Raw genomic sequence first — 22,567 nt, 5'->3', positions numbered from 1 at the left:
CATATTAGAAGAATCCCGGCTGACAGTCGGGATTTTTTTTGGCCTCCTGATAATGCAGTTGCTCCTAGCTGTTGCCGAAGATAACTATTTGATAATCTTTTAACTATAAGTTTTGATTGTTCTTCTTGTAACAAATGAGTTCATTTTGAGATAACCGGCGGCTCAAATTTCGAGTGCGATTCCTGCTTATACTTGCCCCATCTGTTTCGAAAGCACCCTGCTTTGAATCATCACTAAACCACTTCAATCATGAAGAAACACTTATTCTGGGTCGTTTTGCTCCTAGCCGGCATTTGCCAGCAGGCTTGGGCACAGGACCGAGCCATATCGGGTAAGGTAACTGACCGGAGCACCGGCCAGGGCCTACCAGGGGTTACTATCATTGTGAAGGGCCAGCCGACTATCGGTACTTCTACTAATGCCGATGGCGCGTACACCTTGAGTGTACCATCCGTAGCGACTACACTCGTTTATAGCTTTGTGGGCTATGCTACACAAGAAGCTCCTATTACGGGGGCAAATACTATTTCGATAGCGCTGGCTACCGACACCAAGCAGCTCAACGAAGTCGTAGTTACGGCTCTCGGTGTAGAGCGGAGCCGCAACTCGCTGGCGTACTCAGCTACCCAAGTAGATGGTAGCGACATCACAGTTGCTCGTAACCCTAACCCTATCAACGGACTTTCAGGCAAAGTAGCCGGCCTGGCAATTACTCAGTCGAACACGCTGGGTGGTTCGTCAAACGTGATTATTCGAGGTACCAAATCTATTTCCGGGAATAACCAAGCGCTGTTTGTTGTAGATGGTGTGCCTATTAGCAATGCTAATACAAACAGCACCGCACAGCAAACAGGCAGTTCAGGATATGACTATGGTAATGCCGCTGCTGACATCAACCCGGATGATATAGCTACTACTACCGTGCTAAAAGGTGCAGCCGCAACTGCGCTTTATGGTGAGCGAGCTGCTAATGGGGTTATCTTGATTACAACCAAAAAAGGCCGTAAATCAGGGGTTGGTGTTACCGTAAATTCTGGTGTAACGTTTGGCCGAATTGATAAAAGCACTTTTATCAAATACCAAAAGCAGTATGGTGCTGGCTATGGCCAATACTTCAATGATTACAACGGGGGTAGCGTTGCTCCTACCCAGGACGATGCTTCGTACGGTAACGCCTTTGACCCTAGCCAGTTAGTGTACCAATGGGGGGCATTTACCCCAGGCTCTCCCACTTTTGGCCAGGCTACTCCTTGGGTAGCCGCTGAGAATGACCCCAGTACTTTTTTCAAGACGGGCGTTTCTACGCTAAACAGCATTGTCGTAGACGGTGGCAATGAAACCGGTACTTTCAAGCTGGGGTACGTGAATGATATTCAGCGCGGGGTATTGCCTAATAGTAATATCACCAAGAATACTATAAACTTCGCGGGCTCGCTGAATCTGACTCCAAAGCTGACTGTAAGCACTACTGTTAACTATACACGTCTGGCAGGTTTGGGTCGCTATGGCACAGGTTATGGCTCAGAAAACCTGATGACCAACTTCCGCCAGTGGTGGGAAACCAATGTTGACATCAAGGAGCAAAAGGAGGCTTATGAGCGTTACAACACAAACGCAACGTGGAACCTGTACAGCCCGGAAACGGGCGACTTTTCTGCTGCATTCTGGAACAACCCTTATTTCGTTCGGTACCAGAACTACGAAAATGATAGCCGCTACCGTACGTTCGGGAATGTGATGGCTAACTATAAGGTTTTCAAAGGTTTTGACATTGTAGGCCGTGTTACAGCCGACTCTTACGACGAAATGCAGGAAGAGCGCTCCGCGGTCGGTAGCACCACGGCCTCATACAATCCTTACTACTCGCGTTACAACCACACTTACCGCGAGTTTAACTACGATTTGTTTGGTAATTTTTCGCGTGATTTCAACGAGTATTTCTCGTTGCGTGGTGTAATTGGTACTAACCTCCGCCGGGTCTATAATAGCTCGATTTTCGCGCAAACCAATGGTGGTTTGGTCGTGCCTGGCCTCTACTCGCTGTCAAACTCGTCCAGCCCAATTAACACACCTACAGAATCGGAAACAAACGTAGGAGTGGATGGTGTTTTCGTGAGTGCTACCTTCGGCTTCCGTGAGCGAGTGTTCTTAGACCTGACAGCTCGCCGCGACAAGGCTACTACTCTTCCCACTGGCAACAACTCTTATATCTACCCTTCGGTAGCCCTAGGTTACGTTTTCTCGGAAGACCTGCATGATAAGGCTCCTTGGTTGTCGTATGGTAAAATCCGCGGTAATTACGCGCAGGTTGGTGCAGGCGCTCTTCCACTCAGTGTAAATAACGTATACGGTAAGCCTGCAATTTTCAATTCGCAAACTTTGTTTTCTGTTGCTTCGACTCGAAACAACCCAGACCTGAAGCCAGAAAAAACGCGCAGTGCAGAGTTTGGTCTAGAGACTGCCTTTTTAGATAGCCGGGTAGGTTTAGACGCTACGGTATATCAGCAGAACTCGATAGACCAGATTATTCCAATTGCCCAATCAGCAGCAAGCGGTGTTTTAAACCGCTATGTAAACTCGGGCAACGTGCGCAACCGAGGCGTTGAACTAGCAGCTTTTGTGGTGCCGGTGAAGACTCAAAACTTTAATTGGCGTTTGGGAGCGAACTGGGCGCGCAATGAGAACGTTGTCATATCGCTACCAGTCGATAATATTCTTCTTGCTAGTTACCAAGGTGGCGTTACCTCAAACGCTACTCCTGGGCAAGCATTTGGCAGCCTGCGTGGCTCCGATTATGTTTACTTAAACGGTCAGCGGGTAGTAGGAGCGAATGGTTACTATCTCACCACGGATGCCAATCAGATAATTGGTAATCCTAACCCCCGTTGGCGTGGTGGTGTTACAAATACTATCTCTTATAAAACCATCTCTTTGAGCTTCCTGATTGATGTTCGCTCAGGTGGCTCTGTGTTCTCGCTTGACCGCTACTATGGCTTGGCAACGGGCCTGCAGCCGGAGACAGCTGGTTTGAACGATTTGGGTAACCCTTCGCGTAACAGTATTGCCAATGGTGGCGGCATTATCGTTGATGGGGTGTTAGCCGATGGTACTCCCAACACGAAGCGGGTAAGCAATAGCAGCTATGGTTTGTATGGCTACTTGCGTAACCCCGCCTCTACCTTTGTATATGATGCGAGCTATGTAAAGCTGCGCGAAGTATCATTGACCTTCGGTTTGCCCAAAGCCGTTCTTGCTAAAGTAAGCTTCCTTAAAACAGCTGATTTTTCTATTATCGGCCGCAACCTATGGATTATTCACAAGAATCTTCCAGATGCTGACCCTGAAGATGTTGCTAGCTCAGGCAACTTTGGTCAGGGTTATCAGGGCGGGGCTTACCCAGCTACGCGGACCCTTGGTGCCAACCTACGATTCGGCTTTTAAATCTGATATTTACATATGAAGAAGTCCTTATTTCTTTGCTTGCCAGCGTTGCTTATCGCAACCTCATGCGTTGATAGTTTAAAAGACTATAACGTTGACCCGAAGAGGGCAGCAGAAGGTGCAGTACCGGGGGTAACCCTGGTTTCTTCCGCTGAGCTCGGCCTGACGCGTCTTGTAGAAAGTACCAACGTTAACCTAAATCCATTTCGACTTTTCCTGCAGTACTGGACTGAAACCCTGTACAATGATGAGTCGAATTACAACCTCAAAACTCGTTCTATTGACCGGTATTTTTGGGAAAGGCTATACATAGGAAGGGGTAGTACTGACCCTACAGTGGCCCCTGGTGTCTTGCGCAACCTAAGCGAGGCGAAGTCGCTTATAACAGCAGACCAGTTCCTGGACCCGAAAATTAAAGCTAATCAGATTGCCTGTGTTGAAGTGCTATCGATTTATGCTTGGACAGTGTTGGTTGACACTTATGGTAACGTGCCCTACAATCAATCATTAGATTATAATAATCCGCAGCCTCAATATGATGATGCAGCCACGATATATACTAACCTTTTTGCTCGGATTAATGCGGCCATCGCTCAGATGGATGCTTCTGCTACTGGCTTAGGTAAGGCTGACTTAGTATACGGGGGTGATATGTCCAGTTGGATTAAATTTGCCAACACGTTGAAACTCCGGATGGCCATAACTACAGCTGATGCCGACGCAGCTCGTGCGAAAACGCAATCTGAAGCAGCGGCTAGCAAGGTATTTACTTCCAACTCGGACAATGCTACCCTTGCTTTTCAAGCGGATTTGCCAAATACAAATCCACTTTGGGAGGATTTGGTGAATAGTGGCCGTCACGATTTCGTAGGTACTAGCTTTTTCGTTGATAATCTCAATACACTGAAAGACCCTAGGCTGGGTATTTACTTCAAACCTGTTGCTGGCACTACTGCCACATATAAGGGTGGTGTTAATGGAGCACTTAACACAGCTTCTTTGTTCTCGAATCCGGGCACAGCGCTTGAAGACCCTACTCTTCCAGGTGTTTTAGCATCGTATTCTGAAGTAGAGTTTTTACTGTCAGAAGCAGCTGCCCGAGGCTTTGCAGTGGGGGGAACTGCTGCTTCACACTATACAAATGCAATAAGCGCATCTATTGAGCAGTGGGGTGGGTCTACTACAGATGCTGCTGCTTATTTAACACAGCCTACCGTAGCTTATGCGACTGCAGCTGGGGATTATAAGCAAAAAATTGGTACCCAAGCTTGGATTGCCCTGTACAATCAACCAATTCAGGCGTGGGCTGAATGGCGTCGTCTGGATTATCCAAAGCTTACGGCCCCGGCTGATGCTCTATCTCCTATCCCAGTCCGCTTAACTTATCCTAGTGTTGAGCAAAATCTCAATAACACTAATTACACTGCTGCAGCTGCTGCAATTGGTGGTGATAAAGTAGATACTAAGATTTTCTGGGACAAGTTCTAGGCTTGACTTTTCAGACACAAAAAAGGGTTGCCGCAAGGCAACCCTTTTTTGTGTCTACTGCTCTATACCAAGGTGAGGCAGCAGGCTAGTTGGCCTTCTTCAAAAAACCTTAATAAAGCATTTTGTATGAATTAAGCTGATACTTAGTTTACTAAGTCTTTTTAAAAAATGGGCATAAGGTACCCTTGCGAAAACATGCTGATTTTGGATATGATAAGGCGGTATTATTCCAGCTTATTTATCAGATAGTTATCATGTGATGATGAAATTGAGGTGTAGGAATAGTGTAGGTTAGGCTAAAAAAAACATCTTGATTTAGGCTAAACAGATTATCTTGCGACACCAATCAATCCGTGCCAACGGGGTCTGGCAGCGTTTTTATCTTTTTCACCTTTCTATTTCTCAATGAAAAGAACCTTACTCATGAGCATTGTGCTCATGCTTACCTTATTCCAGGCGGTGCTGGCTCAAACGCGAGCAGTGTCGGGGCGGGTAACTGACCAAAAAACTGGCGAAGGGTTGCCAGGTGTTACGGTGTTGCTCAAGGGCACTACCAACGGAGCTTCTACTAACTCCGACGGTGCCTTTAGCTTAACTATTCCAGAAGGAAACGGTACGCTCGTATTTAGCTCGATTGGCTACGTACCCCAAGAGCGGATTATCGGTAAAGAAACGCAGTTCAGCGTGGCCCTTGGTGCCGACGTGAAGCAATTGAACGAAGTAGTAGTAACTGCACTGGGTATCGAAAAGGATACTCGTTCACTGGGCTACGCTACCCAGCAAATTAACTCTGACCAATTGTCGCAGAAGTCGGAGCCTAACGCTCTGAGCGCTTTGCAAGGCAAGGTATCGGGTGTAACTATTCAAACGGCGAGCGGCTTGCCCGGTGCTTCTACCAACATCAACATCCGCGGTATAACGTCCTTTTCGGGTTCTAACCAGCCGCTTTTTGTAGTTGATGGTATTCCAATTAGCAACACGGTTGACGTAGCAGCTTCGGGTGGCTACGGCTCGCTTGGTGCTCCGCAGACTTCTAACCGCGCGCTTGACATCGACCCAGAAAACATTGCCAGCATCAGCATCCTGAAAGGTCCAGCTGCGGCAGCTCTTTATGGTTCGCGCGCTGCTTCGGGTGCTGTGCTTATCACTACCAAAGGCGGACATGGCGCTGCTAACAAGAAGCTCGAAGTAACGGTAACCTCCGGCTTGACCTTCCAAAACGTATATGGCCTGGCGAAACTCCAGAACGATTATGGACAAGGCACTAGCGGCCGTAATATCCAAACGGTTGCCGGTAACCCCAACTTTGGTTCGACCGCTTCTTTTGGCCCCCGCTATGGCACCACGCCTACCTTGTTCAACGGTCTGCTTGCAGGCTCTGCAGCTGGTTTGGCCTTGGACGCCAATGGCAATCCTATTGCCATCGATTACCAGCCTTATGATAACATCAAGAACTTCTATCAGCGTGGCCGTATCCTGACCAACGGTGTGAACATCCAAGGTGGTAATGCTGAGCAGAACGTTTCGCTTAACATCAACAACACTGACCAAAAGGGTATCACGCAAAACTCGCACCTGAAGCGCACGAGCGTGCAATTGGGCGCCAACGCCACGTTGCTCAACAAACTGCGTATCGGCGGTTCGGTTAACTTCATCCAGACTAACCAGACTGGCCCGCAGCAGGGTAACGGTGGCTCGGCTTTCGCTTCGCTCTCAACTTTGCCCCGTAGCTACAACCTGCAAGGTTTGCCCTATGTAGATGCTAACGGTCGTAACATCTTCATCGGTACCACTGCTACCGCGGCTGGTACGGAAAACCCCTACTTCAGCGTAAACCAGAATACGTTTGAATCGAATCTGACGCGCTTTATCAACGTGGCTTCGTTAGCCTACGACGTAACGCCTTGGTTCAATGTTACCTACCGCGCTGGTTATGATGTTTATACCGACCGTCGCAAGTCAGTGTTTGCTATCAGCTCTACTCGCCAGCCTAACGGCCAAGTACAGGACGCCTCCGTTTTCCGCGGCGAACTTAACGGTGACCTGTTGCTGAATTTCAAAAAGGATAACCTCTTCCTTGGTGGCCTGAACGCTAACTTGCTATTGGGTCAAAACATCAACCAGCGTCGTAATCAAACCATCGTGTCGCAGGCTGACCAGTTGATTTTCAACGGTTTCCCTAGCTCTACCACGGGTATTGTTTTCTCGAACGGAACCGGTGAAACTTCTTCAACCCGCCGCCTACTTGGTGTATATGGCCAGTTGTCGTTGGCTTACAAAGACTACCTGTTCTTGGAATTGACTGGCCGGGCTGACAAATCGTCGACGCTGCCGGTTGGCAACAACACGTATTTCTATCCCTCAGTTACTGCTGGCTTCGTGTTCTCGGATGCTTTGAAGATTCAGTCGAACGTATTCTCGTACGGTAAAATCCGTGCTAACTACGCTAAAGTGGGTCGCGATGCAAACGCATATGCCTTGGATACCTATTACAATGTGGGTTCTTATGGCAACAACGTAGCTAACGTCAACTTCCCCCTCACGGCTACTCCTAACGGCAGCACTAGCCCGGTAACTTACGCTGGTTACGGCCTGAGCAACGTAGCTGGTGGTGGCCAGACGCTGCAGCCCGAGTTCACGCGTTCTTATGAAGTTGGTACCAACCTCGGCTTCTTCAACAACCGCGTAACCTTCGACCTGACCTATTTCAAAACCATCAGCGAAAACCAGATTTTTCAGGTTACTACCCCTGGTTCAACTGGCTTAGCTGCTCGCGTAACGAACGTAGGTCGTTTGGACAACAAAGGCTACGAAGCACTGGTAAACATCAACCCTGTTCGCGGCGCTTTCAAGTGGGATATCACGGGTAACTTCACCCGCATTCGCAACAAAGTAGTTTCGATTGCTCCCGGTGTTACGCAGTCGTCTATCAATACCGATGCCTTCACTGGCTTCGTTCCTTCTATTGTAGAGGGCCTGCCCTACGGCGTTATTCTAGGCTCGGCCGTTACGCCCCGCGTAACTGATACTACTAGCCCCTACTACGGTCAGTACATTGTGAACCCCGCTACGGGCGCTTTCGCTTCGAGCACTGGCACCGCTGTTATTGCTGACCCTAACTTCTCTTGGCAGGCTGGTTTGACGAACTCCTTCACGTACAAAGGTGTTGGCCTGTCATTCTTGTTTGATACCAACCAAGGTGGCGGTATCTTCTCTTACACCAACTACGTTGAGAAGATTCGCGGTATGCTGAAAGAAACGGCCGTGAATGACCGTAACCTGCCCCGTCAGTTGCCCGGTGTTATCCAGACGGGTACCGGTGCTGATGGTAAGCCAATTTACGCACCCAACAATATTCAGATAGATGCCCAGACGTACTGGGGCGCCTTGGCCAACGGCTCGGGTAGCGAAAATAACGTGTACGACGCTACGGTTTACCGCCTCCGCGAAGTAACCTTGAGCTATTCGCTGCCTAAAGCGCTGCTCGAGCGTACGCCATTCGGTGGTGCCAGCATTTCGCTCACGGGTCGCAACTTGTTCTTCTATGCCCCCAATGCCAACTTCGACCCAGACGTTAGCACCCAAGGTGCTGCTAACGGTGCTGGTGCTAACGCCAGTACGGTACGGGGCCTCGAAATCCAAGGCGCGCCAAACACCCGCAACTACGGTGTGAACCTGCGCTTTACTCTGTAAGCTGATTTGTCTTTCTATCTCATGAAAAAACAAGGTTATAAATTATTTGCCCTGGCCACTACACTTGTAGTGGCCAGTTCAGGCTGCAATACGAACAAGTTTCTGGACGTAAACACTAGCCCGAACCAGATTGCAACTGCTGCTCCAGGTGTAATCCTGACCAACATGGAGGTGGTGCTGGGATTCAACGTTGGCAATGATGTTGACCGGACTAGCTCGGTGCTTGTACAGCATAATGCCGGTATTGGCAACCAAATCGCTCAGGTAGACGCTTACCAATTGCAACAGTCGGGTTTTGCCGACGCTAGCTGGGACTTGTTCTACCAGGGTGTTATTCGCAACGCCAACGGGTTGGTTACCACTGCCGCCCGTGTAAACAGCCCAGCCTACTCTGGTATTGCCAAGCTGCAGAAAGCTTACGCCGTTGCTGTGCTGACTGACTTGTGGGGTGATGTACCTTACTCGCAGGCTGCTTTGGGCCTGGACAATATTTCGCCGCGTTTCGATGCGCAGCAGGATATCTACCAAGGCAACGCTAGCCTGGGTATTCAAAGCTTATTTGACTTGGTCCGCGAAGGGTTGACTGAGTTGGATGCAACCTCTGCTACCCTGCCGTCTGTCAACGACGACCCGGTTTACTCGGGTAACCTGCTGAAATGGCGCCGCATGGGCAACACGTTGTTGCTCAAGCTAGCCAACACTATCAGCCGCAAGAATCCTACCCTGGCAAATGCGGTTATTGCCGAAGTACTGGCAAAGGGTGCTGCGAACTACATTACCTCCAACGCCGACGACTTCCAAGTACCATATGGTACTGCTACGGGTAATCAAAATCCCATCTATTACTTCAACTTCGTCAACCGCCCCAACGACCAGATATTGAGTCAGCGGTTGCTCGACAGCATGAACGTAAAGAATGACCCCCGTCTGCCGTTCTTCTACACCCCCACGCTTACCCGCACAGCTACCGTAAACACGACGGGTACTAATACGAATATTCCGGTTAATCCGCTCGTGACGCCTGCGGCACCTACTCAAACCGTTTACACCTTTACTGGCTTCCAGAACAACAGTGCCAATGGCCTAGCAGTATTGGCTAACCGTTCATTGCCTGGTCTGTACCAGGTCGGTACGAAGGGCGAGGCGCCGATTCGGTTGATAACGAACTTCCAGCGGGCATTCATCCTCGCCGAGTACTACCTGCGATTGGGTAACACGGCTAATGCCCAGGCGGCCTATACGGAAGGCATTACGGCTTCGATGACCAAAGTTGGCCTGACGGCTGCCCAGGTAACGGCTTACCTTACCGCTAACCCTACGGTAGCTACCCTGCGTGGCAACACGGAGCAGATGCTTGACCAAGTAATTGTGCAGAAGTGGATTGCCTGGGTAGGCAATGGCTACGAGCCCTACAACGACTACCGCCGCACGGGTTACCCCCGCCTGGCAGTAGTATCGCCAAACTCTAGTCCCGACGACCAGAATACGATTCCTTCGCGGTTCCCGTATCCTACTTCGGAGCTTTCCAACAACGCGGCCAATGCTCCGGCTTACGTAAAAACTAACGTCCATGTATGGTGGGATGTGCGCTAAGCGCACATCTTTCCTACCCCCCCCCTTTCTCATCGCGATTGAAATGAAGAATAATTTTATTAGACTGGCTCTCTTGGCCTTGCTCACCGTAACCTCTTTTTCCTGCAAGAAGAAATACGATGACAAGACCATTGACCCGAATGGTGACCTACTAGCGCCAATTCCGGTGACGGTAACTAACTACGACTTTTTCGAGCGGTATCCTATCATTAACGCGTCTATTGGTGGCGGCGGTACATTCCGTATCGACTTCCAGATTCCAGCTGATAAGGGTACTATCAAGGAAATCACCAAGGTGACTACCACGCCCGCAGCAGCCGCCATCTCGCTGGCTAACCTGAACGCGATTACCGCTATGAGCGGTGCTACTGGCACAGCTTTAGCATATAATGCAACTGGCACCGGTGCCACGCGCTCGGTGAATCCAATCGTGGGTACTGGTACTAACACTATCTCGTTTACCTCGAACTTAGCTACGTACTTGGCTTTCCGCCAGGCAAACGGTGCTACCGTAGGACCGGCAAACACGACTACAACTCCAGTAAGCTTGCCTATTCCAATCACTACTACTTCGCAAACCCCTGTCGAAATTCAGTTTTACTTCCTGCTCACGCTGACGGATGGTACGACGATTATTCCGCAGCCAGTGCGGATTCGGGTGCAGCCCTAGTAAGGCTCAGCAACTGCAATTAGTGGTTTAGCTTTTCACAAAAAAAGTCCCTGGCGATATCGCCAGGGACTTTTTTTGTGAAAAGAAAATAGGCCGTTATTACTTGCCGGGTAAATCTGGTAGCCTGATGACAACCTGTTCGGGCAACTGACCTGCCAGCGCTAGCCAACTCGCGATGCTGGCAGCTACTGTAGCGGGGGCTTGCAATTGTCCTTCGGCGTAGAAGGCGGCAAATTTTTCGTGCTCGCTGAACTGCTGGGCATCGGCCGTGCGAATATGCGCCTGCATGGCTGTGTCAATTACCCCCGGCGACAAGGCCCAGACGCGCACACCGCTACCGCGAAGGGTCTGCTCTTTCTGCGTAGTTTCGGATAGGGCATTGAGGGCTGCTTTAGAGGCTGAGTAGGCGGCCCACCCGTCGATAGGACGCTGCGCGGCCCCGCTGCTGATATTGAGCAGCGTGCGCCCTACGTGCGTTTGGTCGCCGTAGGCCCGCAGAAAAGTGTTCATAAGTATCGCCGGGGCCGTCACATTCAAATCAAATACGAATTGAAAATGCTCATTGGGCACCTCGCCCGTATACCCAATTTGGCCTAGTGTTCCGGCATTGTTGATGAGCGTTAGGCTTTGGGCGAAGGGGTAGGCGGGAAATAGCTTCGCCACATTATGGCGGACAGCCTCCAGGTCGGACAAATCTAGGGAGTGGTGTTGGTAGCGCGGATGCACGATAGTGCTGTGGCGCGAGATGCCAATTACCTGCGTGTCGGCGCGCTGGAGGATGGCCTCGGCTAGCGCGCGGCCCAGGCCCTGGCTGGCACCAGTGAGGAAATAGTAATGCATACAAGTAGGGGTAGGGAAGCTAAGGCCAGCGCGGAGGCACTCAACTTAAAGAATGTACTGGCTCATGTCGCGGTTTTTCACCATGTCGCGTAGGCGTTCCTCTACCAGCTGGGCCGTGATGGTGAGTTGCGAACCAGTCTGAATTTTGTCGGGCACGTCAAAAAGCAACTCGTTGAGCAAGCGGCTCATTACGGTATGGAGGCGACGGGCACCAATGTTCTCGACCTCGCTGTTCACCTCAAAGGCAATTTCGGCCACTTTTAATAAGGCTTCGTCCTCGAAGTCGAGTTGCACTTCCTCAGCTGCCAGCAGGGCTTGGTACTGCTTGGTAAGCGCGTTCTTGGGGTCTTTGAGGATGCGGTAAAAGTCGTCCTTGGTCAGGCTTTGCAGCTCGACGCGGATGGGGAAACGGCCCTGCAGCTCGGGTATCAAGTCGCTGGGCTTCGAGACGTGGAAGGCGCCGGCAGCGATGAATAGAATATGGTCGGTGTTGACAATACCGTACTTGGTATTCACGGCCGAGCCCTCCACGATGGGGAGCAAATCGCGCTGCACGCCCTGGCGGCTCACGTCGGGGCCACCGCCGCTTTTGCCGCTGCCGCTGGTGGCTACCTTGTCGATTTCGTCGATGAAGATGATACCCGAGTTTTCGGCCTGGCGGATGGCTTCTTCCTTCACCTCATCCATATCGACGAGTTTGGCGGCTTCCTCCTCCAGCAAAATCTTGCGGGCTTCGGCTACCGATACCTTGCGCTTGCGTGACTTTTTGGGGAGCATGTTGCCCAGCATGTCTTGCAGGCCCGACATGGTGGCCTCGTCCATCATGCCCGGCGCTCCCATAATGCCCACGTTGGGCCCGGCCTGCGCCACGTTGATTTCGATGCGGCGGTCTTCCAACTCGCCGTTGCGGATTTTTTGGCGGAAGCGCTCGCGGGTGCGCTCGTTCAGCTCCTGGTCCGAGTCGGGGGCTAGGGCGTCGGCGGCGCTGCCTTCTCCAATGCCAAAACCCAGGTTGCTGCGCCCCGTGCTACCCCCCTCTTTGGTGGGCGCCTTCATCGGCGGAATGAGCGCATCCAGAATGATATCCTCCACAGCTTGCGCGGCCTGAGCTTTCACTTCCTCCTGGCGGCGTTGGCGCAGGCGGCTCACGGCCTGCTCGGCTAGGTCGCGCACCATGCTCTCGACGTCGCGGCCGACGTAGCCAACTTCGGTAAACTTGCTAGCCTCGACTTTCACAAAAGGCGCGTCGGCCAGGAACGCCAGGCGGCGCGCAATCTCGGTTTTGCCTACCCCCGTAGCCCCAATCATGAGGATGTTGTTGGGCACAATTTCCTTTTGCATATCGGCTGGGGCGTGCAGGCGGCGCCAGCGGTTGCGCAGCGCAATGGCCACGTGGCGCTTAGCCTCGTGCTGGCCGATGATGTACTTATCGAGTTCGGCCACAATCTGGGCCGGAGTGAGAAAGGCGGTATCTAGCATTCGGGTTGGTAAAAGGAAGCGAACGGTGAGGCGAAAAAGAACGTCATGCTGAGTCCCGCAAAGCATCTTGGCCGCTTCATTGGACTGGTAGCCCAACAATTAGAGGGAGATGCTTCGCGGGGCTCAGCATGACGTTCTTTTTAACACAAAATTCTTAACAAACGGGTTTATTCTTTCTTTTTCAAAAAACTGTCGAGGCTGCGGCTGAGTGTGAAATAATTGCTGCTGCCTGCTGCCTGCAACGTGGCATACGTGTAGTCAAGTTGAAACTGCGAAATCCGCACCATGGCCCCGAAGCTGAATCCCGCGCCGCCGCCCACGTTGTCGAGGCGCAGTTCGCGAGCTTGCAGGTGGTTGTAGCCCACGCGTAGGTTCAGGCCCTTGCCCAGCAGCAATTCGGCGGCCGCCGTGAAGTGGCGGGCCAGGTTGTCGCCAAAGTTGAAAGTGGGTTTCACCTCCACATTATTCGCGTCGAGAGTACCGCGGGCGTTGGGGTCGAGGTACTGAATATTCCACTGGTGCAAGTGGTGGGCCGTGAGCGTGAAGCGCAGCGGCATGTGCTCGGGCTTGATGGTGGTGCCCAACTGCACATCGAGGGGTAGGGGCTCGCGGGCGGCGGCGGTATAGGGCTTCAGCATGTAGCCCGCGCTCTTCACCACCAAGCCCACCGTAAAGTCTTGGGCGCTGGGCTTGTAAAGCACGCCCGCGTCGCCGGCCAGGCCCACGGCGCGGTTGCCCGCAATGCCCGATACGGCCAGCTTGGCCGTGATACCCGCCGTAAACTTGCCCTTGGTATAGGAATCGGCTGCTGCCAAGGCGTACTCATTCACCGCGAACGTGCCCAGCGAGTTGCCCGCCGCGTCGTAGCTATCGAAGCTGCCGTAGCTCAAGTACGTTAGGCCCAGGCCGAAGCGCCCGTGCTTGGCGGTATTGAAGGCGTAAGCGGCGGTACTCTGCTTGATGTCGCTCACGTAGGCCACGTAGCTCACGGCAGCTGCATGGTCCATGTCGGCGTTGAGTAGTGCCGGGCTGGCAAAGAATTGCGTAGGGTCGCTGCTGCGGGCCGAGGCACTCATGCCGCCCTGCGCCGCCAGCTGCGCCGAGGGGGGTAGGGCCAGAAACGGAAACGCCGCCCGCCCGCCAATTTGGGCCTGTGCGGCGTGCGCCGCCAAGCCAGCCAATACTACCAGAACACAGCGCGAGGAGAGGTGCTTCATACGCTTAAAAGTACGACTTGCTCAGGGGTAGATAGTGCAAATGCCGGGTAGAAAACCAGCAAAAAGCCCGGAACCAAAAGTGCGCTATTTGATTCCGGGCCTCTAACTTTTTAGCTGCTACATTTATTGCACCTCCACGCTTGGGCCCACTGGGGCGGGCGCTTCGTCGCGCACAGGCAGGTTTTGGGGGCGCGCCACCAACTCGGGCAGCAAGGCTTCGGCCAGCACATCATCCACGCGCTCGGCGTAGTGAATACGCACGCCTTTGAGGTAGTCGGCCGGGATTTCCTCCACATCCTTGCGGTTTTTAGGCGATAGTATGATGAAATCAATGCCCGCGCGACGGGCTGCCAGCAGCTTTTCTTTGATGCCGCCTACCGGCAGCACCCGGCCGCGCAAGGTGATTTCGCCCGTCATGGCCATGCGCGGGCGCACTTGGCGTTGCGTGTAGGCCGAGGCAATGCTCGTGAAAATGGCGATGCCCGCACTCGGCCCGTCCTTCGGAATACCGCCCTCGGGGAAGTGAATGTGCAAGTCGTACTGCTCAAACAAACGGTGGTCAATGCCCAGTTCATCAGCCCGCGAGCGCAGGTAGGAGAGGGCCGTAATGGCCGATTCCTTCATCACGTCGCCCAATTGGCCGCTCAGCGTAAGCTTGCCACGGCCCCGACTCAAGAGGCTCTCTACGAATAAGATGTCGCCGCCCACGCTCGTCCAGGCTAGGCCCGTCACTACACCGGCCGTATCGTGGTCCTGGTCCTTATCGCGGTCGAAGCGCGGCGAGCCCAGAATCTTGAGCACGTCGCTCGGCTCGATTTGGGGGGGTAGGGCTTCCTTGCTGGCCTTGCGGCGGGCGAGGTTGCGGGTGAGGGCCGCCAACTGACGCTCGAGGCTGCGCACGCCCGACTCCCGCGTGTAGTCGTCGGCCACGCGGTGCAGGGCAGTGTCCGTGATTTTAACTTCCGCTTCGCCCAGGCCATGTTCGCGCAGTTGCTTAGGCCACAAGTGTTTGCGGGCAATCTGCACCTTTTCCTCCTGGGTGTAGCCGGTGAGGTCGATGATTTCCATGCGGTCGCGCAGGGCCGGCTGAATAGTATCGAGCGAGTTGGCGGTGGCAATAAACAGCACCCGGCTCAAGTCGTATTCCACCTCCAGGTAGTTGTCGGTGAAGGTCGAATTTTGCTCGGGGTCGAGCACTTCCAGCAGTGCCGAGCTGGGGTCACCGCGGAAGTCGCTGCTTACTTTATCAATCTCGTCCAGGATAATGACCGGGTTGCTTACCCCCGCCTTCTTAATCTGGGCAATAATGCGGCCGGGCATAGCGCCCACGTAGGTTTTGCGGTGCCCCCGAATCTCGGCTTCGTCGCGCACGCCGCCTAGGCTCAGGCGCACGTACTTGCGGCCGAGCGCCGTGGCAATGCTGCGGCCCAGCGAGGTTTTGCCCACGCCGGGAGGGCCGTAGAGGCACAAAATCGGCGCCTTCAAATCCTGCTTCAGCTTGAGCACGGCCAAATATTCGAGAATGCGCTCCTTCACTTTCTCCAGGCCGAAATGGTCGGCGTCGAGGATTTTTTTGGTCGTCTTGAGGTTGAATTTGTCCTTGGTCGTTTCGCCCCAGGGCAAATCGAGCAAAAACTCCACGTAGTTGAGCGTCACCGGGTAGTCGGGCGACATCTGGTTGAGGCGCCCGAGCTTGTGCACTTCTTTATCGAAGTGCTTGGCCACGGCTTCGGGCCATTTTTTCTCCTGGGCACGGGCGCGCAGGGCAGCCACGTCGCCTTCGGCGCTGCCTTCGCCCTGGCCTAGCTCATCTTGCAGGGTTTTGAGTTGCTTGCGCAAGAAATATTCGCGCTGCTCGGCGTCAATACCGGTGTGCACCTTGGTTCGAATGTCGTTCTTGATTTCGAGCAGCTCAATCTGGCGCAGCAACGCTTCGAGCAGCTGGCGGCCCTGGGCTTCGGGGTCGGCCAACTCAAGCAGCTTTTGCTTGGCGGGCAGCTCCAGCTGCACATTCGACGACAAGAAGTGAATCAGGAAAGCCGGCGACTGAATGCCTTCCAACATGTTGCGTGCCTCCATCGGAATCTCGGGCGTGAGCTCGAGCACCTTGCTGGCCGATTCGCGCAAGCTTTGCAGCAGTACCATTTCGCCGTCCTTCTCGGCATTCAAGGCGCGTTCCTCAAAGTAGGTCACCTTCGCCGTCAGCTGCGGGGCAAACGTAAGCTGCTCGCCCACCAAAAAGCGCACCTGCCCCTGTAAAATGATGGTAACCGTACCATCGGGCTGGTCGATGAGCTTAAGAATGCGCGCTAGCGTGCCCACGGGGTGCAGGTCGTCGGTGGTAGGTTCGTCGGCGTCGGGGTGGCGCTGGGCCACCACGCCTACCAGCTTCTCGTTTTTAGCGGCCAGCTTACGCACCAAGCGCACGCTTTTCTTGCGCGTCACCGTCACGGGCAGCACCACGCCGGGAAAGAGCACGGTGTTGCGCACCGGCAGCAGGGGTAGGGTATCGGGCGCATCGGCAGCCGGCAACAGGTGGTCGGGGTCAGCAGCCATGATGGCGATAGTTTCGGAAGGGGCGTCGGAGCCGCTAGCCAGCAGTTGGCCAGGGTGGGAAAAATCGAGAGACATGGGCAGAAGTAGGCCGGCCAGCACGGGGCATAGCTGCCAGAATGGCAGCCGCTCACCGCCGGGCTAAGATAAGGCTTGGCGAGGCCAGCCGGCTTGCCAGGGGGGCAAGGGCCGTGCCAGCGCCGCCGCTGCGCCGGATTGGCGGATGGCCCGCCTCCCTGGCATAGGTATTTGACAATAATGACTATTATGTAAGAACTTGCAGTCCTGTTCTGCTTTTTTGCTCTGCTTTTCATGCGCCGCCTGCTGCTTTTTTGGTTTTTTTGCTGCTGTTGGCTGGCGCTGGGTTTGGGAGGAGCGACGCCAGCTGCTGCCCAACGCCGGGCGCCGGCCAAGCCCGCTACCCCTACCTCCCCCGCCGCGGCCAAGCCCCGCCCTACCCCCCCGCCTTACCAGCAGCGTGCCCTCAAAGGCCGCGTCAGCCGCCGCCTGCGGGTGCGAGCCGATGGCACGCCCGACTTCCCGAACGTTAATAAAATCGCCTTTTTTGAGGACAAGAAGGCCCTTAAAGCCATTCAAAAAGCTGAGCGCCACCACCAGTACGCCCTAGCGCGGGGCCTGCTGGAGAAGTATGTGGCCCAATTCGGTATCGAGAATTTTTACCGCAACACCGACCTGCTCTGGCACTTAGGCCAATTGGCGCAGCGCGACAGTACCCGGCAAGAGCAGGCCAAAGCGTACTTCCGGCTGGCCCTCAAGCACCACCGCACCGATATTAAGCGGGTGCAGCTCTACTACGACTCGCTGGAGCAGAAAAACGCCGACCTCTACGTACCACTCAAGGTGTATTACGACTTGGTGGAATATCGGAAAAGTGTTAATACGTTCCACCCGCCTAAAAACGTGTACACCAACATGGGCGACGCCGTGAACTCCAAATTTCCGGATTATGGCCCCGCCCTGGGCGCCGGCGATTCGGTGCTGCTGTTTAGCTCGAAGCGGCAGGCGCGGCGCGGCGTACAAACCCAGGTAGACGAGAACTTGTACGTGTCGCGCCGGCAGGGCGAAAACTACTGGACCGACGCCCAGCCGCTGCCTAAGCCCATCAATTCGCAGTACAATGAGGGGTCGGCCTGCTTTTCGCACGATGGGCGCACACTCTATTTTGCCCGTTGCGAGTGCCCTACCTGCCACGGCAACTGCGACCTCTACACCGCCAGCCTGGGCAAAGACGGCAAGTGGAGCGCCCCCAAAAGCCTCGGCGCGCAGGTCAATTCTGTATCTTGGGATTCGCAGCCGACCCTCTCTCCCAAGGAGGATACACTCTATTTTGCCTCCGACCGCCTGGGTGGTTTTGGCCTAAGCGACATCTACTTCACGGTAAAGGGCAAGAACGGCCAGTGGGGCAAGGCCCAGAATATGGGCCCCGTCGTGAATACCCGCGAGAGCGAGGTAAGCCCATTTTTTCACCCCCTTTACCAAGTGCTGTACTTCAGCTCGCGCGGGCAGTTGCTGAATTTTGGCGATTTCGACATCTATAAAACTTACCGCGTGGCTGACCGCTGGCAGGAGCCGCGCAACATTGGCCCGCTCGTAAACGGCAAGGGATCAGAGTATTATTTTACCATCGACAGCCAGAGCAAAAACCTCTACTATGCCCGTTCTGAAGCCCAGGACATGCAAAATCTGGACCTCTATTCATTCCCGCTGCCCATGGAGGCCCAGCCGATGGCCACTACCCAGGTGGCGGGCACGCTAGTCGATTCTATCAGCAACCAGCCCCTGAAAGGCATCGTCAGCATCATCGACCTAGACAATGGCATTGAGGTGGCCAGCAAGTACTTGCGGCCCGACGGCTCCTTCGATTTTGAGCTTATGGATGGCTCGCGTTACGCTATGCTTATCCAAAGCCCAGACTTTTTCTCGGTCGAAAAGCAGTTTGAGCTGAAGGGCGATACCGTGATGAGCCTGCTCACCAATAGCATCAACTATAAGCTGCCGCTGATTTTCAAAAATATTGAGTTTGAGCCGAGCAAGGCGGGGATTCAGCCAGCCATGCTGCCCACGCTCGACCGCATTACGCTGTTTTTGGTAGACCACCCCACGTTTCGGCTCAACATTGCGGGCCACACCGACAGCAAGGGCGACCCCGACGTGAACGAGAAACTGTCGCAAGACCGCGCCGAGGAAATCCGGCACTACATCGAGCGCAAGGGCAAACTTGGCCCCAACCGCATCGAGAGCTTCGGCTTCGGCTCCAGCAAACCCCTCAAAGACGAGCTGAGCGAAGCCGATGCCCGCATCAACCGTCGCGTCGAGTTTCGCCTGCTGAAGCCAGCCGGCGAAAAGGGCAGCGATGCTACTTGGAAGTAGAGTTTATTCCTAAAAACCCAACTATGCCATCCGCCGAAGAGAAAAAGCGTCGTAAGCAAGCTATGCAGCAGCTACAAGTTGCAGCTACAAATTCGCTGCTAGCTGGTTTACCAATGGACCTTGGGCAATTAAAGGGCTTGTTTGACTACTTAGACGCAGCGCTTTCCAAAACTGAGTGCGACGATACTTTGCGGTTGACCAAGCAGTTTGCGGCAGAAGTAGATTTGCCTTTTGAACCTTTACAAAAGTGGTTAAGCGACCAAGGTGGTTATTGTGACTGTGAGGTTTTGGCTAATGTGGAAGAAAAAGTTGAGGACCTATTATAGGCCCATCTTCACGCCGGCCAATCGCCAGCCAAATCCTGGTTGCGCATGCACTTAAAATGCCCCTGCGGACACTTGCCAAAGCCGATTTTGGAGCACGGCCGGCAGGGGAGTCCCAGCACTTCCAGCGCTTCGAAGCGGGTGCGGTAAGGATACATGCCAAACTGCGGCACCGTGTTGCCCCACACGCTAAAAATCTCTTTTTTGAAGGCTGAGGCGATGTGCATCAGCCCGGTGTCGTGGCTGACTACGAACTGTGCCTGCCGCACCAGCGAGGCCGACTGATGCAGCGAAAACTGCCCGCAACCATTGAAGACCAGGCCCTTGGCGGCTAGCTCAATGACGTGGCCAGTGCTCTCATCCCCGGGCCCACCGAGTAGCACCACCGGGCGCGGCGCCAGGTTATGGACCAACTCGATGAGCTTTTCGACGGGTAGGCGCTTGGTGGCGTGCTGCGCCCCAATGGCCACCGCCACGTACTGCCCGGCCCGAAAACCGGGGGGTAGGGCTTCGGCCACCACCACCTCCTGGCCCAGCGGAATAAAATAATCGAGCCCACCGCCGTCGTCGCGAATGCCGAGCGGCGCGGCCGCCGCCCGGTAGCGGTCCACAATATGAACGGGGGGTAGGCGGTTGATTTTAAACCTGACCAGCAAGTACTTCTGCCAGTTTAGCTTGTCAAACGCTTGGCCCAGCACGCCGGGCAATTGCAGCCGAATAAGCCGCGTGCGCAAGTTATTGTGCAAATCCACGATAAAGTCGAACCGCTCGGCGCGCAGCTCACGCACCAGCTCGCCCAGGCTGCCCGCGAGCAGGTGCAGCTTGTCTACGTAGGGATTAGCTTCGAGCAGGCTGCGGTAGGCGGGCTTGGTGGCAAAGTGCACCTGCGCGCCCGGCAACTGGGTTTTCAGCTGCCGGACCACCGGCGTAGTCAGCACAATATCGCCGATGGAAGAAAAGCGAAGGACCAGGATTTTCATTAGTCAGGTAACATAAAGGACGTCATTCCGAGCTTGCCGAGGAATCGCGCGCGCTGTTGGCCGCAGCCCGAACGGCGCGCGCGATTCCTCGGCAAGCTCGGAATGACGTCCTTTTTTACTTACTACTTTTTTACTTCTTTTTTGCGCGCGGCGAAGTACGCGGCTGCCTCGTCTACTGACTTCGTATTGAACGTCATCTCCTTGGTGAGCATGCCTTTGCGGCCGGCGAGCACCCCGTAGCGCATGTCGGCGTAGCCAGCCGTATGGTGGGCATCGGGGTTGATGCTGAGCTGCACGCCTTGGCTAATGGCGTAGCGCACCCAGCGCCAGTCGAGGTCAAGGCGCCAGGGGTTGGCGTTGATTTCGATGATAACTTGGTGCTCGGCGCAAGCGTCAATAACCGCTTTAAAATCAATGGGGTAGCCGGCGCGACGCAGCAGCAGCCGGCCGGTAGGGTGGCCCAGCATAGTGCAGTGCGGGTTGGCAATGGCGGCCAGCAGGCGCTCGGTGGCGCGCTGCTCGTCCATCTTCAAATTGGAGTGGATGGAGGCCACGATAAAGTCAAACGAATCGCGCAGCGCCGGGTCATAATCCAGGCTGCCATCGCCCAAAATATCGGCCTCGATGCCCTTAAAAATGCGGAACGGCGCCAGCTCGGCGTTCAGCTCGTCAATTTCGCGCTGCTGCTGGCGCACGCGCTCCGGCCCGAGGCCATTGGCGTAATGTGCCGCCTGCGAGTGGTCGCAGATGCCCAGGTACTCGTAGCCCGCATCGCGCAGAAACGTAGCCATTTGGCGCAGCGAATGGCTGCCATCGGAGTAGGTGCTGTGGTTGTGCAGCGAGCCGCGTAAGTCGCTGTCTTCGAGCAAAACGGGCAACTGGCGCTCGGCGGCCAGCGCTATTTCGCCCAGGCCTTCGCGCAACTCGGGCACCACGTATTGCAGGCCGGCTTTCTCATACAGCGCTTCTTCGCTGGCAAAGCGCTCGCGCTTGGCCCACTGGCGCAGGGTAGCGGGCTGGCCGGGGCCGGCCTGGGGCAGCGGCGTGCTCAGGTGGGCGTCATTGCCAGTGGCCACAAATAGCTGATTCACAAAATCAGCGGGCGCCACGGTGCGCACCACCACGCCTACCCCCGAGTCGGCGGCCGTGCCCCGCCACGCAAAAGGCCCCGAGCGCCGGCCATCGGCCCGCAAGCCGGGCGCCGCGTCGAGCAGCGCATGAATGGCGGCCGGGTCGGCGGTAGCCACCAAAATCTCGACTGTTTCCACTATTTCGCGGGCGCGGCGGACTTCGCCGGCGGCGGCTACTTCGCCTACCCCCGCCACTTGGCGCAGGCGCTCGGCCAGGTCGTGGGCCAACTGCTCGGCCTGCGAGAAGAGCAGCTTGCCCGCACTTTGGGTAGTAAACTCTAGGGCCGCCAGAATGCTGTCCTGGGTTTTGGCCCCAAAACCTTTGAGCTTGGCTACTTGGCCGGCTTCGGCGGCTTCGCGCAATTGGTCGGGGGTTTCGATGCCGGCGTCGCGCCACAGGGCGCGCACTTTCTTGGGGCCAATGCCTTTGATATTCAAGAGCTCGACCACGCCGGGGGGGGTAGTGTCGAGCAGGCGTTGCAGCTCCTCAAACGTGCCCGTATCGAGCAGCTCGGCCACTTTGGCGGCCTGGGTTTTGCTCAGGCCGGTGCGGTCGGGCAGGCCAGGGCGCTCCACTTCGGCCACCGGAAACTCCAGCTGTTCGAGGGCCGTGGCGGTGCCTTCGTAGGCCCTGATTTTGAAGGCGTTTTCGTCGTGTAGCTCCAGCAGTTGGGCCGTTAGCTTGAAGGCTTTGATGAGAGCGCGGTTATCCACTGGCAAAATTGGGGTTGAAAGCTCGGGGTGGGGAAGGGGGGTAGGCAGCTAACGC

At 54.8% G+C, this 22,567-nt stretch carries 13 protein-coding genes; 7 read left to right on the top strand and 6 right to left on the bottom strand.

Annotated features, from left to right (window positions below):
* The first annotated feature begins 249 nt into the window (after nt 1-249).
* The 5 genes from GO988_RS17920 (at nt 250) to GO988_RS17900 (ending at nt 10,885) form a co-directional block, all read left to right on the top strand.
* Nucleotides 250-3,441 carry a SusC/RagA family TonB-linked outer membrane protein gene (locus GO988_RS17920; protein WP_157568052.1) on the top strand — a complete coding sequence of 1,064 codons (3,192 nt, stop codon included), beginning with the start codon at nt 250-252 and terminating at the stop codon, nt 3,439-3,441.
* Between the two features lie 15 nt (nt 3,442-3,456).
* Nucleotides 3,457-4,929 (top strand): SusD/RagB family nutrient-binding outer membrane lipoprotein, encoded by a 1,473-nt coding sequence (locus GO988_RS17915; RefSeq protein WP_157568050.1) that lies wholly within the window; start codon nt 3,457-3,459, stop codon nt 4,927-4,929.
* Between the two features lie 405 nt (nt 4,930-5,334).
* The gene (locus GO988_RS17910; RefSeq protein ID WP_157568048.1) at nt 5,335-8,622 is read left to right on the top strand and encodes a SusC/RagA family TonB-linked outer membrane protein; all 3,288 of its coding nucleotides are present in this window, start codon (nt 5,335-5,337) and stop codon (nt 8,620-8,622) included.
* A gap of 21 nt (nt 8,623-8,643) precedes the next feature.
* On the top strand, nt 8,644-10,215 hold the full coding sequence (locus GO988_RS17905; protein ID WP_157568046.1) for a SusD/RagB family nutrient-binding outer membrane lipoprotein: 1,572 nt from the start codon (nt 8,644-8,646) through the stop codon (nt 10,213-10,215).
* 43 nt (nt 10,216-10,258) lie between these two features.
* Entirely contained in the window at nt 10,259-10,885 is a 627-nt protein-coding gene (locus tag GO988_RS17900) for a hypothetical protein (protein ID WP_198172880.1), read from the top strand.
* Nucleotides 10,886-10,984: 99 nt separating this feature from the next.
* On the opposite strand, the gene GO988_RS17895 is transcribed toward GO988_RS17900, so the two are convergent.
* The 4 genes from GO988_RS17895 to lon all read right to left on the bottom strand — a co-directional run bounded on the left by GO988_RS17895 (nt 10,985) and on the right by lon (nt 17,052).
* Complete coding sequence (locus GO988_RS17895) at nt 10,985-11,725, bottom strand: SDR family NAD(P)-dependent oxidoreductase (RefSeq protein WP_157568042.1); 741 nt, start codon at nt 11,723-11,725, stop codon at nt 10,985-10,987.
* A gap of 45 nt (nt 11,726-11,770) precedes the next feature.
* Nucleotides 11,771-13,204, bottom strand: a complete 1,434-nt coding sequence (gene hslU / locus GO988_RS17890; protein ID WP_157568040.1) for an ATP-dependent protease ATPase subunit HslU — start codon at nt 13,202-13,204, stop codon at nt 11,771-11,773.
* Between the two features lie 167 nt (nt 13,205-13,371).
* Entirely contained in the window at nt 13,372-14,421 is a 1,050-nt protein-coding gene (gene porQ / locus GO988_RS17885; protein ID WP_157568038.1) for a type IX secretion system protein PorQ, read from the bottom strand.
* Between the two features lie 123 nt (nt 14,422-14,544).
* Entirely contained in the window at nt 14,545-17,052 is a 2,508-nt protein-coding gene (gene lon, locus GO988_RS17880; protein ID WP_157568036.1) for an endopeptidase La, read from the bottom strand.
* A gap of 234 nt (nt 17,053-17,286) precedes the next feature.
* Here lon and GO988_RS17875 point away from each other — a divergent pair, with 234 nt between their 5' ends.
* Nucleotides 17,287-19,365: an OmpA family protein gene (locus tag GO988_RS17875; RefSeq protein ID WP_157568034.1), complete on the top strand. Its 2,079-nt coding sequence runs from the start codon at nt 17,287-17,289 to the stop codon at nt 19,363-19,365.
* Nucleotides 19,366-19,388: 23 nt separating this feature from the next.
* A complete protein-coding gene (locus GO988_RS17870; protein WP_157568032.1) occupies nt 19,389-19,691 on the top strand; it encodes a DUF2695 domain-containing protein in 303 nt (100 codons plus the stop codon).
* An 8-nt stretch (nt 19,692-19,699) separates the two neighbouring features.
* On the opposite strand, the gene GO988_RS17865 is transcribed toward GO988_RS17870, so the two are convergent.
* Entirely contained in the window at nt 19,700-20,668 is a 969-nt protein-coding gene (locus GO988_RS17865) for a glycosyltransferase family 9 protein (protein ID WP_157568030.1), read from the bottom strand.
* Between the two features lie 122 nt (nt 20,669-20,790).
* A complete protein-coding gene (locus tag GO988_RS17860) occupies nt 20,791-22,512 on the bottom strand; it encodes a helix-hairpin-helix domain-containing protein (protein WP_317164910.1) in 1,722 nt (573 codons plus the stop codon).
* Nucleotides 22,513-22,567 lie beyond the last annotated feature (55 nt).

This window comes from Hymenobacter ginkgonis (genome assembly GCF_009755225.1).
GTDB lineage: Bacteria > Bacteroidota > Bacteroidia > Cytophagales > Hymenobacteraceae > Hymenobacter > Hymenobacter ginkgonis.
This window is presented reverse-complemented; position numbering and strand designations above follow the sequence as displayed.